The organism is Pseudomonas sp. PS01303 (assembly GCF_029959385.1).
Classification (GTDB): domain Bacteria; phylum Pseudomonadota; class Gammaproteobacteria; order Pseudomonadales; family Pseudomonadaceae; genus Aquipseudomonas; species Aquipseudomonas rustica.
Map to the genome: position 1 here is coordinate 22861 of NZ_JASCPK010000047.1, position 14270 is coordinate 37130.

A 14270-nucleotide genomic window follows, 5' to 3' on the forward strand; every position below is an offset into this window, starting at 1 on the left:
TTCTTTTGAGTGAAAAACCGAGTCGTGTCCAAGGATCCGACTCGCCCCCAACAAGGAGCAACCATGAGCCTGCCAAATCCCGCCGATCTGATCAGTCAGATGGCGACCCGCCTCAAGGCGCACCTTGCCCAGCGTGACATCACTGAACCGCGCTACATCGGTATCCGCACTGGCGGCATCTGGGTCGCGCAGGCCTTGCTCAAGGAATTGGGCAGCGACGCGCCACTGGGCACGCTGGACGTGTCCTTCTACCGCGACGACTTCAGCCAGAACGGTCTGCACCCGCAAGTGCGCCCGTCTGCCCTGCCCTTCGAGATCGAAGGCCAGCATCTGGTGCTGATCGACGACGTACTGATGAGCGGCCGCACCATCCGTGCCGCCCTCAATGAATTGTTCGACTACGGCCGCCCGGCCAGCGTGACCCTGGTCTGCCTGCTGGATCTGGACGCTGGTGAGCTGCCGATCCGCCCGAACGTGGTCGGCGCGACCTTGGCGCTGGCCGCTCACGAACGGGTGAAGCTGTCCGGCCCCGAGCCGTTGACGCTCGAACTGCAAGACCTGTCCCTTTAATCCGCCCTATTGAGAGTCCCCTTCGCGATGACGCCTCTAGATACCAAGCGCCCGCTGCAGCTCAATGATCAGGGCCAGCTGCGCCACTTCCTCTCGCTCGACGGCCTGCGCCGCGAGTTGCTGACGGAAATCCTCGACACTGCCGACTCGTTCCTCGAAGTCGGTGCCCGGGCGGTGAAGAAAGTCCCGTTGCTGCGCGGCAAGACCGTGTGCAACGTGTTCTTCGAAAACTCCACGCGCACCCGCACCACCTTCGAACTGGCGGCCCAGCGGCTGTCGGCGGACGTGATCACCCTGAACGTATCGACTTCCTCGGCAAGCAAGGGTGAAACGCTACTCGACACCCTGCGCAACCTCGAAGCCATGGCCGCCGACATGTTCGTCGTGCGCCACGGTGATTCCGGTGCCGCGCACTTCATCGCCGAACACGTATGCCCGCAAGTGGCGATCATCAACGGCGGCGACGGCCGTCACGCGCACCCGACGCAGGGCATGCTCGACATGCTCACCATTCGTCGGCACAAGGGCGGCTTTGAAAACCTCTCGGTGGCCATCGTCGGCGACATCCTGCACTCGCGGGTGGCGCGCTCGAACATGCTCGCGCTGAAAACCCTCGGTTGCCCGGACATCCGCGTGATCGCGCCGAAAACCCTGCTACCGATCGGCATCGAGCAATACGGCGTGAAGGTCTACACCGACATGACCGAAGGTCTGAAAGACGTCGACGTGGTGATCATGTTGCGCCTGCAGCGTGAGCGCATGACCGGCGGCCTGCTGCCGAGCGAAGGCGAGTTCTACCGCCTGTTCGGCCTGACCACCGCGCGTCTGGCCGGGGCCAAACCCGATTGCATCGTCATGCACCCGGGGCCGATCAACCGTGGCGTGGAAATCGAGTCAGCAGTGGCCGACGGCCCGCACTCGGTGATCCTCAATCAGGTCACCTACGGCATCGCAATTCGTATGGCTGTGCTGTCCATGGCCATGAGCGGACAAACCGCGCAGCGTCAATTCGAGCAGGAGAACGCCCAGTGAAGCTCAGCATTCTCGGCGCACGCGTCATCGATCCAAGCAGCGGCCTGGATCAAATCACCGACATTCACGTTGAAGCCTGCAAGATCGTCGCCCTCGGCGCCGCTCCAGCGGGTTTCACGGCGGTAGAAACCATCGACGCCCAAGGCCTCGTCGCAGCCCCGGGCCTCGTCGACCTGAACGTGGCCCTGCGCGAGCCGGGTTACAGCCGCAAAGGCTCGATCATCAGCGAAACCCGTGCGGCAGCCGCCGGTGGCGTGACCAGCCTGTGCTGCCCGCCGAAAACCAAACCGGTGCTCGACACCTCCGCCGTGGCCGAGCTGATCCTCGACCGCGCCCGCGAAGCCGGCAACACCAAGGTGTTCCCGATTGGCGCGTTGAGCAAAGGTCTGGACGGCGAGCAACTGGCTGAACTGGTGGCGCTGCGCGACGCTGGTTGCGTGGCGTTCGGCAACGGTCTGGAGAGCTTCCGCAATACGCGCACGCTGTGCCGGGCGCTGGAATATGCGGCGACGTTTGATCTGACGGTGATTTTCAACTCGCAGGATCATGATCTGGCCGAAGGTGGTTTGGCTCACGAGGGCGCAGTGGCCAGCTTCCTCGGTCTGCCGGGGATTCCGGAAACCGCTGAAACGGTGGCATTGGCTCGAGATCTGCTGCTGGTCGAGCAATCCGGCGTGCGCGCGCACTTCAGCCAGTTGACCAGCGCGCGCGGCGTCGCCCTGATCGCTCAGGCCCAGGCCCGTGGTTTGAAGGTGACGGCGGATGTCGCGCTGTATCAGCTGATTCTGACCGACGAAGCGCTGATCGACTTCAGCAGCCTCTATCACGTGCAACCGCCGCTGCGTACCCGCGCTGACCGCGACGGTCTGCGAGAGGCAGTGAAGTCCGGGGTGATCTCGGCGATTTCCAGCCATCACCAGCCACACGAACGTGACGCCAAACTGGCACCGTTCGGCGCGACCGAGCCGGGCATCAGCAGCGTTGAGTTGTTGCTGCCATTGGCGATGACGCTGGTGGAGGATGGTTTGCTCGATCTGCCGACCTTGCTCGCGCGTCTGAGCGCAGGCCCGGCTGAGGCGTTGCGTTTGCCGGCGGGCAAGCTGGCGGTGGGTGGGGCGGCGGATATCGTGCTGTTCGACCCGCAGGCTTCGACGGTGGCCGGTGAGAACTGGCTGTCGAAGGGCGAGAACTGCCCGTTCCTGGGGCACAGCCTGCCGGGTGTGGTTCGTTATACGCTGGTGGATGGGCGGATTAGCCACCAGGCTTGATGCTGAGGGATATTGTGGCGAGGGGATTTATCCCCGTTCGGCTGCGAAGCAGTCGCGAAGCCATGGCACGCGGTGGATCATCTCCACCGCGTTCTCAGATTCAGGGCCGCTTCGCAGCCCAACGGGGATAAATCCCCTCGCCACAGGTTATTGGAAAGCGCCGCGATTCTGCGCGTTACGCACCGAGACCTGATCATTCAGCGTCCAGAAGTCATACAGCACGCCTATAAAGAACAACCCGCCCGTGAGCAGATACACCAGCCCGCTGATCCATTTCCCCTGATACATCCGGTGCACGCCGAATACCCCAAGGAACGTCAGCAGAATCCACGCGACGTTGTATTCGATCGGCCCTGCGGTAAAACGCAGATCGGCCTCACGATCCATCGCCGGGATCAGGAACAGGTCGATCAGCCAGCCGATGCCGAGCAAACCGAAGGTGAAAAACCAGATCGTCCCGGTCACCGGTTTGCCGTAATAGAAGCGGTGAGCGCCGGTGAAGCCAAGAATCCACAGCAGATAACCGATCACCTTGCTGTGCGTGTCCTGCGGTTGAGCAACCTGCTGATAGCGGTTCATGAATGACCTCATTTGCCTCGATAGATAAATATTTTCTGCATCTTTGTGACTTTTTTGTGTCGAGCCGACAAGTGGCTCTTCACTGTTACACATTGCGCAAAGCCTTGTGGGGCTTGGGTTCTGTCCGACAATTGAGTCAAATTGCCGCTTGTTGAGCGAAATTGACCACCGGGTTGAATCGACCAACGGCCTCGGAAGGGACAAAAAAGCTGTTATAAAGTTGCGCGCTACCACTTAAGAGCCACGCCTAATGCGACCATTTTTCAAGACATGGCTAACCATCTGCCTATTAATGCCACTGGCCGCCCACGCCACCAATCGTGAGCAACGTCTTCCTAACGTTAACGGCTTTACCCCTAAATCCCATGCTTCGGCTCCTTCGAGCAAAAGCAGTAAAAGCAAAACCACCACGCTGAGCAGCAAGAACCACAGCAAGCTGGTGCCACCGATGGCGAGCAAGGAGAGCAGCAACGTGCTCAGCCGCGCTGTAAACGTCCTCGGTACACCTTATCGTTGGGGCGGCAGCAGCCCAAGTAAAGGCTTCGATTGCAGCGGTCTGGTGAAATACGCGTTTAACGACGCCACATTCGACCTGCCACGCACTTCCAACGCCATGGCCAGCGGTCATGGGGTGAAGGTCGAGCGCAATGATCTCAAGCCCGGCGACCTGATCTTTTTCAACATCAAGAGCCGTCGAGTCAACCACGTTGCCATCTACCTGGGCAATGATCGCTTTATCCATGCGCCGCGTCGTGGCAAGTCGGTGAGCATCGATACGCTGAACAAGCCGTATTGGGAAAAGCATTACGTCGTCGCCAAGCGCGTATTGCCTAATGAACCGGCCAGCAAGCAATTGCGCGTCGTTCAGCGCTGATCTGATTCAGCTTTAAACGCGACATACAAAAACGCCCCGATCATTGCTGATCGGGGCGTTTTTTATTGCCTGTTCGCCGGTTACGCAGCGATCGACAACTTGAGCTTGTTCATCGCGCTCTTCTCGAGCTGACGGATACGCTCAGCCGACACGTTGTACTTCTGCGCCAGGTCGTGCAGCGTGGCTTTCTCTTCTGCCAGCCAGCGCTGATAGAGGATGTCACGGCTGCGTTCGTCCAGCACTTCGAGTGCTTCGTGCAGGTTGTTGTTGGAGTTGTCGCTCCAGTCGGCATCTTCCAGCTGACGCGCCGGGTCGTACCGGTGGTCTTCCAGATAGTTGGCCGGCGACTGGAAAGCGCTGTCGTCATCGGCTTCAGCAGCCGGGTCGAAGGCCATGTCATGGCCGGTCAGGCGACTTTCCATCTCGCGCACTTCACGCGGTTCCACGCCGAGGCTTTCCGCCACACGGTGGACTTCCTCGTTGTTCAGCCACGCCAGACGTTTCTTCTGGCTGCGCAGGTTGAAGAACAGCTTGCGCTGGGCCTTGGTGGTCGCGACTTTCACAATGCGCCAGTTGCGCAGGATGAACTCGTGAATTTCCGCCTTGATCCAGTGCACGGCGAACGACACCAGACGCACACCCATTTCCGGGTTGAAGCGCTTGACCGCCTTCATCAGGCCGACGTTACCTTCCTGGATCAGGTCAGCCTGAGCCAGACCGTAGCCGGAATAGCTACGGGCAATGTGTACGACAAAACGCAGGTGGGCGAGCACCATCTGCCGAGCCGCCCCCAAATCCTGCTCATAGTAGAGACTCTCGGCCAGTTCACGCTCCTGCTCCGGCGTCAGCAATGGAATGCTGTTGACGGTGTGCACGTAAGCTTCCAGGTTCGCACCCGGAACCAACGCATACGCAGGTTGCAAAGAATTGGTCATACGAAAAAACCTCCGACTTACATACTCGTGCTTCTCAGCACTGCGAAAAATTGACCGGGAATTCAAACGAGAGTTCCCATAAAAACCGCGAGGTCAATCACGCGCAAAAAAAGATTCTACTTCGGCGCCAGCTCCCTGAGATGACGTGCGACTGCAATCCATGCACCGATATAACCCAACAGCACCGCGCCAAGCAAGAGCGACAGACCGTCGGCAACTGGCACGCCGGCCAGTGCGAAATCACTGCCGTACAAGCCGGCCAGCCCAACCACCGCATCGTTCAGCCAGTTCAGGCCGAACGCCAATACACCCCAGGACAACAGCCCCGCACCGAAGCCATACAACGCGCCCATATAGAGGAAGGGACGTCGCACATAACTGTCAGTGCCGCCGACGAGTTTAATCACTTCTATCTCGGTGCGGCGGTTTTCAATATGAAGACGAATGGTATTGCCTATCACCAAAAGTAATGCAGAAACCAACAGCACCGTCAGACCGAAGACAAATCGATCGCCGAGCTTGAGGATAGCGGCCAGACGCTCGACCCAGACTAGATCAAGTTGCGCCTGTTGTACCTTGGGCAGCTCGGAAAGTTTTTGTCTTAATGCTTCCAGGGTCGGCTTGTCTACTTCGTTCGGCGTCACTAGCACCACGCCCGGCAATGGGTTCTCAGGCAGCTCGCGCAGGGCTTCGCCCAGTCCGGACTGTTGCTGGAATTCTTCCAGCGCCTGATCACGGCCGACATATTCAGCATCAGCAACGCCGGGCATGCCTTTGATCTGCTCGCGCAACGACTCGCCCTGCTCCGGGCTCGCGTCGAGTTGCAGATACAACGAGATCTGCGCCGCACGCTGCCACGAACCACCGAGACGCTCGACGTTGTTCAGCAGCAACGACAAGCCCATTGGCAGGCTCAGCGCGACCGCCATCACCATGCAGGTGAAGAAGCTGCCGATCGGCTGCTTGCCGAGGCGACGCAGGCTGTCGAGCAGGCTGGCGCGATGGCTTTCGATCCACGCGCGGAACAGCGTGGCGAAGTCCGGGCCATCGTCATCGTCGTGCTTTTTCTTTTTCTGCGGCTGCGGATCGGCGGCTTTCGGCGCCACGCGCTCGGAAACCTTGGGGCTGCGTGTCGCACTCATACCCCAGCCTCCCCGTCGCCGATCAATCGGCCACGTTGCAGGGTCAGCATGCGGTGCCGCATGCGCGCGATCAGTGCCAGGTCGTGACTGGCGATCAGCACGCTGGTGCCCAGCCGGTTGATGTCTTCGAACACGCCCATGATTTCCGCGGCCAGACGCGGGTCGAGGTTACCGGTCGGTTCGTCCGCCAGCAGCAAGGCCGGGCGGTGGACGATGGCGCGGGCGATGCCGACGCGCTGTTGCTGACCGGTCGACAGATCGCCTGGGTACAGATCGGTTTTATCCGACAGCGCCACACGCTCCAGCGCCGAATCGACACGCTTGGCGATTTCGGCCTTGGACAGCCCGAGAATCTGCAGCGGCAAGGCGACGTTGTTGAACACCGTGCGATCGAACAGCAACTGGTGATTCTGGAACACCACGCCGATCTGCCGGCGCAGAAACGGAATCTGCGCGTTGCTGATGGTGCTCAGGTCTTGCCCGGCCAGCAGCAATTTGCCGCTGGTCGGACGTTCCATCGCCAGCAACAGGCGCAATAACGTGGACTTACCGGCACCGGAGTGGCCGGTGACAAACAAGAACTCGCCACGACGGACTCGAAAGCTCAGCTCATGCAAGCCGACGTGACCGTTCGGGTAGCGTTTACCGACCTGTTCGAAACGAATCATGAACGCTCCCGCTCGGCAAAGAGTGCCTGGACAAAGGGTTCTGCTTCAAAAGTACGCAAGTCGTCGATGCCTTCACCGACGCCGATGTAGCGAATCGGCAGACCAAACTGCTTGGCCAGGGCGAAAATCACGCCGCCCTTGGCAGTACCGTCGAGCTTGGTCAGCGCCAGACCGGTCAGTTCGACGGTCTGGTTGAATTGTTTGGCCTGGTTGATGGCGTTCTGGCCAGTACCGGCGTCGAGCACCAGCAGCACTTCGTGCGGCGCATCGGCGTCGAGCTTGCCGATCACTCGACGAACCTTTTTCAGCTCTTCCATCAGGTTGTCTTTGGTGTGCAGACGACCGGCGGTATCAGCGATCAACACGTCGATGCCACGGGCCTTGGCGGCTTGCACGGCGTCGAAGATCACCGAGGCGGAGTCGGCGCCGGTGTGCTGAGCAATCACCGGAATCTTGTTGCGCTCGCCCCAGACCTGCAATTGCTCCACGGCAGCGGCGCGGAAGGTGTCACCGGCGGCAAGCATGACTTTCTTGCCTTCCAGCTGCAGCTTCTTCGCCAGTTTGCCGATAGTGGTGGTTTTGCCGGCGCCGTTGACGCCGACCACCAAAATCACGAATGGCTTGTTCTGCGAGGCGATTTTCAGCGGCTGTTCAACCGGTTTGAGCATCGCGGCCAGTTCGGCCTGCAGGGATTTGTACAGCGCGTCGGCGTCGGCCAGTTCTTTACGAGCGACCTTCTGGGTCAGGCGCTGGATGATCTGCGTGGTGGCTTCGACGCCCACGTCAGCGGTGAGCAGACGGGTTTCGAGGTCATCGAGCAGATCGTCGTCAATGGTTTTGCGGCCGAGGAACAGGCTGGCCATGCCCTCGCCGATGCTGGCGCTGGTTTTCGACAGGCCTTGCTTGAGGCGGGCGAAGAAACCGGCTTTGGTTTCTTCGGTACGCGGGGCTTCGACGGGGGCTTCAGCGACCACTTCAACTGGCGCAACTGGCGCAACTGGCTCAGCGATAACCGGCGCAGGCTCGACAATCGGCTCAACCACAGGTGCGGGAGCTACTTCCGGCTCAAACGCGACTGGCGCAGGAATCACCGGCGTAATGTGCGGCGCAGCCTCTTCAACCAACGCCACCGGCTCTTCCGCCACCGGCAAGGTCAGCCACGGCTCGGCCGCCGGGGTCAGCGGCAATTCCGCCGCTACTGGCACTTCCGGCTCGAGTTCCGGCTCAACCGGTTGCAACACCGGTTCGGCAATCGGCAGAACGATCGGTGCCGGCTCTTCTTCTATTACCGGCGCCGGCGCGGGAGCGGGTTCAGGAATCGCGGGCGGCTGTTCGACGACGGGTTCCTGCGGTTTTTTACGCAGCCATCCGAACAGGCTTTTCTTCTCGCCAGCCGCAGCTGGGGTCTTCTTGTCGTCGTTGGAACCAAACATGGAGGACGGCTATCTCACGGTAGCGACGCGCCATAAGGGCGCCCCGGCAAATAAATATTCGATGCAGAACAGACTGTGTTTCATCCAGCTTGTTCACGCGCAACATTTTGTCGAGGCGCCAAGGGCACCTCAAAGGTCGATTAATACGAAGGACTGGAACGGCATCTTCGGCGAAAACGCAGAGTTTAGCTGACAAACTCAAAGCTTCTGCCGGGAACCCATACAACCTATCTACCGATCAGTGGCTTGATAGGCGTGGCCGCCAGTAAAACGGATCAGTATCCTAGCACCCTCTCGCCCGCCGACGCTAAGACCAAGCGGGCAGCCCAACAGGTTAAAAAACGAATGAATGCTCTAGCCCGCCGCGCCGCAGGCCTGCTGCTCAGCACAGTCTGCCTGCCCCTTTCGGCCCTGGCGGCCGACCCGCAACCGACCCACGAATTCACTCTCGACAACGGCCTCAAGGTCGTCGTGCGCGAAGACCATCGCGCGCCAGTGGTGGTCTCGCAGGTCTGGTACAAGGTCGGCTCCAGCTACGAAACCCCGGGCCAGACCGGTCTGTCTCACGCGCTTGAGCACATGATGTTCAAGGGCAGCGAGAAAGTCGGCCCCGGCGAAGCGTCGCTGATCCTGCGCGATCTGGGCGCCGAAGAGAACGCTTTCACCAGCGACGACTTCACCGCTTATTACCAGGTGCTGGCCCGCGACCGTCTGGGCGTAGCCTTTGAGCTGGAAGCCGACCGCATGGCCAATCTGCGCCTGCCGGCTGACGAGTTCGCCAAGGAGATCGAAGTCATCAAGGAAGAGCGCCGCTTGCGCACTGATGACAAGCCGATGTCCAAAGCCTACGAGCGCTACAAGGCCATGGCCTACCCGGCCAGCGGCTACCACACGCCGACCATCGGCTGGATGGCCGACCTCGACCGCATGAAGGTCGAAGAGCTGCGCCACTGGTATCAATCCTGGTACGTGCCGAACAACGCCACATTGGTAGTAGTCGGCGACGTCACCCCGGACGAAGTGAAAACCCTCGCCCAACGCTACTTCGGCCCGATCGCCAAGCGCGACGTGCCTCCGGCGAAAAAACCGCTGGAACTGGCCGAGCCCGGCGAACGCCAGATCACCCTGCACGTGCAGACACAACTGCCTAGCCTGATGCTCGGTTTCAACGTGCCAAGCATCGCCACCGCTGAAGACAAGCGTTCGGTCAACGCCCTGCGCCTGATCTCCGCGCTGCTCGACGGCGGCTACAGCGGTCGCATCCCGACACAACTGGAACGCGGCGAAGAGCTGGTCTCCGGCGGTTCGTCGAACTACGACGCCTACACCCGTGGCGACAGCCTGTTCACCCTGTCGGCAACGCCGAACACGCAGAAGAAAAAGACCATGGCGCAAGCCGAAGCCGGTCTGTGGAAACTGCTGGAACAGCTGAAAACCACCGCACCGTCCGCCGAAGAGCTGGAGCGCGTGCGTGCCCAAGTGATCGCCGGTCTGGTCTTCGAACGTGATTCGATCACCAGCCAGGCCACTGCGATTGGTCAACTGGAAACCGTCGGCCTGTCGTGGAAACTGATGGACACCGAACTTGCCGATCTGGAAAGCGTGACCCCACAAGACATCCAGAACGCCGCCAAGCTGTATTTCACCCGCGAACGTCTCAGCGTCGCCCACGTCCTGCCACTGGAGACGACTCATGAGTGAGCGCAAAACCCCACGTTTGATGCTGCTCGGCCTGATCGCCGTGGCGGTGATCGGCTCTGCTGCTTTCTATCTGTCGCCAAGCGCTGACAGCAAGGCCAGCGAAGCCCTCGACAACGCCAAGACCCGCCAGAAGCTGCAATCGCTGGCCGAACTCGACGGCAAGGCCCCGGCCAGCCGCAAACTCGATGTACAGACCTGGAACACCGCCGACGGCGCCAAGGTGTTGTTCGTCGAAGCCCATGAGCTGCCGATGTTCGACATGCGCCTGATCTTCGCCGCCGGCAGCAGCCAGGACGGCAGCGCGTCGGGTCTGGCAGTGCTGACCAACGCGATGCTCAACGAAGGTGTGGCTGGCAAAGACGTCGGCGCCATCGCTCAAGGCTTTGAAGGTTTGGGTGCAGATTTCGGCAACGGTGCTTTCAAAGACATGGCGCTGGCCTCGCTGCGCAGCCTGAGTGCCGCTGACAAACGCGAACCGGCCTTGAAGCTGTTCTCGGAAGTGGTCGGCAAACCGACCTTCCCGGCTGACTCCTTTGCACGCATCAAAAACCAGATGCTCGCCGGTTTCGAATACCAGAAACAGAACCCCGGCAAACTCGCCAGCCTTGAGCTGATGAAGCGTCTGTACGGCGATCACCCGTACGCGCATTCGAGCGACGGCAATCCGCAAAGCGTGCCGAAGATCACCCTCGCGCAATTGCGTGAGTTCCACGCCAAAGCCTACGCGGCCGGCAACGTGGTGATTGCATTGGTCGGCGATTTGTCTCGCGCTGAGGCCGAGGCGATTGCCAATCAGGTTTCCGGTGCCCTGCCGAAAGGCCCGGCGCTGGCGAAGATCGCGCAGCCGCAGGAACCGAAAGCCAGCGTTAATCACATCGAGTTCCCGTCGAAGCAAACCAACCTGTTGCTCGCGCAACTGGGCATCGACCGTGACGATCCGGATTACGCGGCGCTGTCGATGGGCAACCAGATCCTCGGCGGCGGCGGTTTCGGTACACGTCTGATGAGCGAAGTGCGCGAGAAGCGTGGCCTGACTTACGGCGTGTATTCGGGTTTCAGCCCGATGCAGGCGCGCGGCCCGTTCATGATCAATCTGCAGACCCGCGCGGAAATGAGTGAAGGCACCCTGAAACTGGTGCAAGACGTGCTCGCCGACTACCTGAAAACCGGCCCGACGCAGAAAGAACTCGACGACGCCAAACGCGAGCTGGCCGGCAGTTTCCCGCTGTCCACCGCGAGCAATGCCGATATCGTCGGCCAACTCGGCGCGATGGGCTTCTATAATCTGCCGTTGAGCTATCTGGACGATTTCATGCGTCAGTCGCAAAGCCTGACCGTGGAACAAGTCCGCGACGCCCTGAACAAACACCTGAGCACGGACAAAATGGTCATCGTCACCGCTGGCCCGACCGTGCCGCAAAAGCCGTTACCGGCCCCATCTGATAAACCTGCCGAGCAACCGCTCGGGGTTCCGGAGCATTAATGGCAACTCGTTCCCCTAAAAAGCCTGCGCACAACGTTCACAACGGTGTGAACCAGTTGCGCATCATTGGCGGTCAATGGCGCAGCCGCAAGCTGAGCTTCCCCGATGCGCCGGGCCTGCGTCCGACGCCGGATCGCGTGCGTGAAACCCTGTTCAACTGGCTCGCGCCGTACGTTGAAGGGGCCAAGGTACTCGACCCATTCGCCGGCAGCGGCGCGCTGTTTCTCGAAGCGCTGTCCCGTGGCGCGGCCATGGGCCAGGCGCTGGACGCGAGCAATATTGCGGTGTCCAGCCTGAAGGAACACCTCGGCACCTTGCGCTGCACCAACGGCCAGGTGCAGACGGCGGACGCGCTGCGTTATCTGGAAACCCAGACCGCCAGCGCGTACGACCTGGTGTTCCTCGACCCGCCGTTCAACCAGAACCTGCTGCCCGCCGTTTGCACCTTGCTCGAGGAACGTCAGTGGCTGGCGCCCGACTCGTGGATCTACACTGAAAGTGAAACGGCGCCATCGACGCTGGGCCTGCCGGGCAACTGGCGCCTGCACCGCGAACAGAAATCCGGCCGGGTTTACTACGCGCTGTGGCAACGTACGGCAGAGATCGCCGGTTAATCGACCGGTCTGAATAAGCGGCGGCCCTTCCCACAGGGTCGCCGCGCTGCATCGAGAACCATCGTGTCCGCCTCTTCAGAACGTTTCACCCCCGCCCTCGGCCTCGGCAATCCGCACCTGCAAACCTTGTGGGGGCCGCTGTGGCGCAAAACCGTGCATATCCAGCGTGAGCGCGAGCGCTTGTGGCTTGAGGATAGCGACTTTCTTGACCTCGACTGGCATGGCCCGCACACGGCCGATGCGCCGTTGGTGCTGGTGCTGCATGGCCTGACCGGTTCTTCCAATTCGCCTTATGTCGCCGGCGTGCAAAAAGCCTTGGCCGATCAGGGCTGGGCCAGCGTTGCGCTGAACTGGCGCGGTTGTTCGGGCGAACCGAATCTGCTGCCACGCAGCTACCATTCCGGCGCCAGCGAAGACCTCGCCGAAACCATCAAACACCTGCGCGCGAAACGCCCGTTGGCGCCGTTGTACGCCGTCGGCTATTCGCTGGGCGGCAACGTGTTGCTCAAACATCTCGGCGAAACCGGCAGCGCCAGTGGCGTGGTCGGTGCGGTGGCGGTATCGGTGCCGTTCCGCCTCGATCAATGCGCCGACCGTATCGGCCAGGGATTTTCCAAGGTGTATCAGGCGCACTTCATGCGCGAGATGGTCGCCTACATCAAGAACAAGCAACGGCAGTTTCAGCATGACGGGCGCGAGGATGGGCTGGCAGCTTTGGCAGCGCTCGGTTCGCTGGAGAACATGCGCACGTTCTGGGATTTCGATGGCCGGGTAACCGCGCCGCTGCACGGTTTCGAGAATGCCGAGGATTACTACCGGCGGGCGTCGAGCCGCTATTTTCTCGGTGAGATCCGCACGCCGACGTTGATCATTCAGGCAGCGGACGATCCATTTGTGTTCCCGCACAGCCTGCCTTCGGAAAGCGAACTGTCGGCCTCGACCGCTTTTGAATTGCAGGCGCGCGGCGGGCACGTTGGATTCGTCGACGGCTCAGTGCGCCAGCCAGGCTACTACCTCGAACGCCGCATCCCGCAATGGCTGGCCAGCGTGCCCGCATGAGCGATCAGGGCGAGTCGATCCGATTCTGGCAAACCGCGCCACTGGCCGGAGTCGAGTTGTTGTCGGCGCGCTATATCGAGCAACGCTTCGCCCCGCATGTCCACGACGGTTTTGTGATCGGCATGATCATGGCCGGCGCTCAGCGCTACCGCTATCGCGGCGCTGAACACTTGGCGGGCAGCGGCACATTGGTGCTGATCAACCCGGACGAATTGCACACCGGCCACAAAGGCACCGAGGACGGCTGGCTGTACCGGGCGTTTTATCCGGATACCGGCAAGATTGTTTCGCTGCTGGATGAGCTGGAGTTGCCGACCGCCAGTCTGCCGGCTTTCGGCGCCACGCTGTATCGCGACCCGGATCTGGTCAACGGTTTCTGCCAGTTGCACCGTTTGCTGGAAAGCCCCGCGACCGCGCTGCAACAGCAAACGGTGTGGCGCGAGCTGATGTTGCTGCTGTTGCAGCGTCACGCGGCGGTGCGCGAGGTTGCCAATCCCGGCAAAGAGCACCGCGCGGTGCTGTTGGCCAAGGACGTCATGCACGCTCAACTGGCGGCGCCGCCGTCGCTGGATGAACTGGCGGCGGCGGTCAATCTGTCACCCTTCCATTTCGCCCGGGTATTCCGCCGCGCGACCGGCATGCCGCCGCACACATGGCTGATGCAGCAACGCATCGCCCAGGCGCGGGCACTGTTGCAGAGTGGTTGCTTGCCGCTGGAAGTCGCGACGCAGTTGGGGTTTGCCGATCAGAGCCACTTGAGCCGACAGTTCAAACAGGCTTACGGCGTCGGGCCCGCGGCGTATCGCAGTGCCCGACAAATCCCCCCAGACACCGCAGTTCCCTTGTAGGAGTGAGCCTGCTCGCGATAGCGGTGTGTCAGTGAAGTTAATGGTGACTGACACTCCGCTATCG

14 protein-coding genes are annotated in these 14270 nt (G+C 61.1%); 9 read left to right on the forward strand and 5 right to left on the reverse strand.

All coding sequences use genetic code 11. From position 1 onward, the window contains the following. Nucleotides 1-63 precede the first annotated feature (63 nt). The 3 genes from pyrR to QMX93_RS15060 are packed head-to-tail and all read left to right on the forward strand — an operon-like array spanning nucleotide 64 to nucleotide 2870. Nucleotides 64-570, forward strand: a complete 507-nt coding sequence (gene pyrR / locus QMX93_RS15050) for a bifunctional pyr operon transcriptional regulator/uracil phosphoribosyltransferase PyrR (protein ID WP_282356734.1) — start codon at nucleotides 64-66, stop codon at nucleotides 568-570. A gap of 27 nt (nucleotides 571-597) precedes the next feature. Then, nucleotides 598-1602 carry an aspartate carbamoyltransferase catalytic subunit gene (locus QMX93_RS15055; RefSeq protein WP_007913665.1) on the forward strand — a complete coding sequence of 335 codons (1005 nt, stop codon included), beginning with the start codon at nucleotides 598-600 and terminating at the stop codon, nucleotides 1600-1602. Beyond that, nucleotides 1599-2870: a dihydroorotase gene (locus tag QMX93_RS15060; RefSeq protein WP_159811883.1), complete on the forward strand. Its 1272-nt coding sequence runs from the start codon at nucleotides 1599-1601 to the stop codon at nucleotides 2868-2870. Before QMX93_RS15055 ends, QMX93_RS15060 begins: the two co-directional genes overlap by 4 nt. 147 nt (nucleotides 2871-3017) lie before the next feature. Here QMX93_RS15060 and QMX93_RS15065 read toward each other — a convergent pair whose 3' ends face one another. Further along, the gene (locus QMX93_RS15065; protein ID WP_053124713.1) at nucleotides 3018-3449 is read right to left on the reverse strand and encodes a TM2 domain-containing protein; all 432 of its coding nucleotides are present in this window, start codon (nucleotides 3447-3449) and stop codon (nucleotides 3018-3020) included. Between the two features lie 250 nt (nucleotides 3450-3699). Between QMX93_RS15065 and QMX93_RS15070 the strand changes: the two genes are divergently transcribed. Continuing rightward, entirely contained in the window at nucleotides 3700-4323 is a 624-nt protein-coding gene (locus tag QMX93_RS15070; RefSeq protein WP_053124715.1) for a C40 family peptidase, read from the forward strand. Nucleotides 4324-4403: 80 nt separating this feature from the next. Here the strand turns inward: QMX93_RS15070 and rpoH are convergent, their stop codons facing one another. From rpoH to ftsY, 4 genes are all read right to left on the reverse strand, one after another. After that, nucleotides 4404-5258 carry an RNA polymerase sigma factor RpoH gene (rpoH, locus tag QMX93_RS15075; protein WP_042561557.1) on the reverse strand — a complete coding sequence of 285 codons (855 nt, stop codon included), beginning with the start codon at nucleotides 5256-5258 and terminating at the stop codon, nucleotides 4404-4406. A gap of 116 nt (nucleotides 5259-5374) precedes the next feature. After that, nucleotides 5375-6400 carry a permease-like cell division protein FtsX gene (gene ftsX / locus QMX93_RS15080; protein ID WP_053124717.1) on the reverse strand — a complete coding sequence of 342 codons (1026 nt, stop codon included), beginning with the start codon at nucleotides 6398-6400 and terminating at the stop codon, nucleotides 5375-5377. After that, a complete protein-coding gene (ftsE, locus tag QMX93_RS15085; RefSeq protein ID WP_003229148.1) occupies nucleotides 6397-7068 on the reverse strand; it encodes a cell division ATP-binding protein FtsE in 672 nt (223 codons plus the stop codon). The genes ftsX and ftsE overlap by 4 nt, the downstream gene beginning before the upstream one ends. After that, nucleotides 7065-8501, reverse strand: coding sequence for a signal recognition particle-docking protein FtsY (gene ftsY, locus QMX93_RS15090; protein ID WP_282356743.1), 1437 nt, complete (start codon nucleotides 8499-8501; stop codon nucleotides 7065-7067). Before ftsY ends, ftsE begins: the two co-directional genes overlap by 4 nt. Before the next feature lie 345 nt (nucleotides 8502-8846). Here ftsY and QMX93_RS15095 point away from each other — a divergent pair, with 345 nt between their 5' ends. From QMX93_RS15095 to QMX93_RS15115, 5 genes are all read left to right on the forward strand, one after another. Further along, nucleotides 8847-10202 carry a pitrilysin family protein gene (locus QMX93_RS15095; RefSeq protein ID WP_008077830.1) on the forward strand — a complete coding sequence of 452 codons (1356 nt, stop codon included), beginning with the start codon at nucleotides 8847-8849 and terminating at the stop codon, nucleotides 10200-10202. After that, nucleotides 10195-11685: a pitrilysin family protein gene (locus QMX93_RS15100; protein WP_282356745.1), complete on the forward strand. Its 1491-nt coding sequence runs from the start codon at nucleotides 10195-10197 to the stop codon at nucleotides 11683-11685. The genes QMX93_RS15095 and QMX93_RS15100 overlap by 8 nt, the downstream gene beginning before the upstream one ends. After that, on the forward strand, nucleotides 11685-12299 hold the full coding sequence (gene rsmD, locus QMX93_RS15105) for a 16S rRNA (guanine(966)-N(2))-methyltransferase RsmD (RefSeq protein ID WP_007913608.1): 615 nt from the start codon (nucleotides 11685-11687) through the stop codon (nucleotides 12297-12299). The genes QMX93_RS15100 and rsmD overlap by 1 nt, the downstream gene beginning before the upstream one ends. A gap of 63 nt (nucleotides 12300-12362) precedes the next feature. Then, the gene (locus tag QMX93_RS15110; RefSeq protein ID WP_282356748.1) at nucleotides 12363-13358 is read left to right on the forward strand and encodes a hydrolase; all 996 of its coding nucleotides are present in this window, start codon (nucleotides 12363-12365) and stop codon (nucleotides 13356-13358) included. Then, the gene (locus tag QMX93_RS15115; protein WP_282356751.1) at nucleotides 13355-14206 is read left to right on the forward strand and encodes an AraC family transcriptional regulator; all 852 of its coding nucleotides are present in this window, start codon (nucleotides 13355-13357) and stop codon (nucleotides 14204-14206) included. Before QMX93_RS15110 ends, QMX93_RS15115 begins: the two co-directional genes overlap by 4 nt. Nucleotides 14207-14270 lie beyond the last annotated feature (64 nt).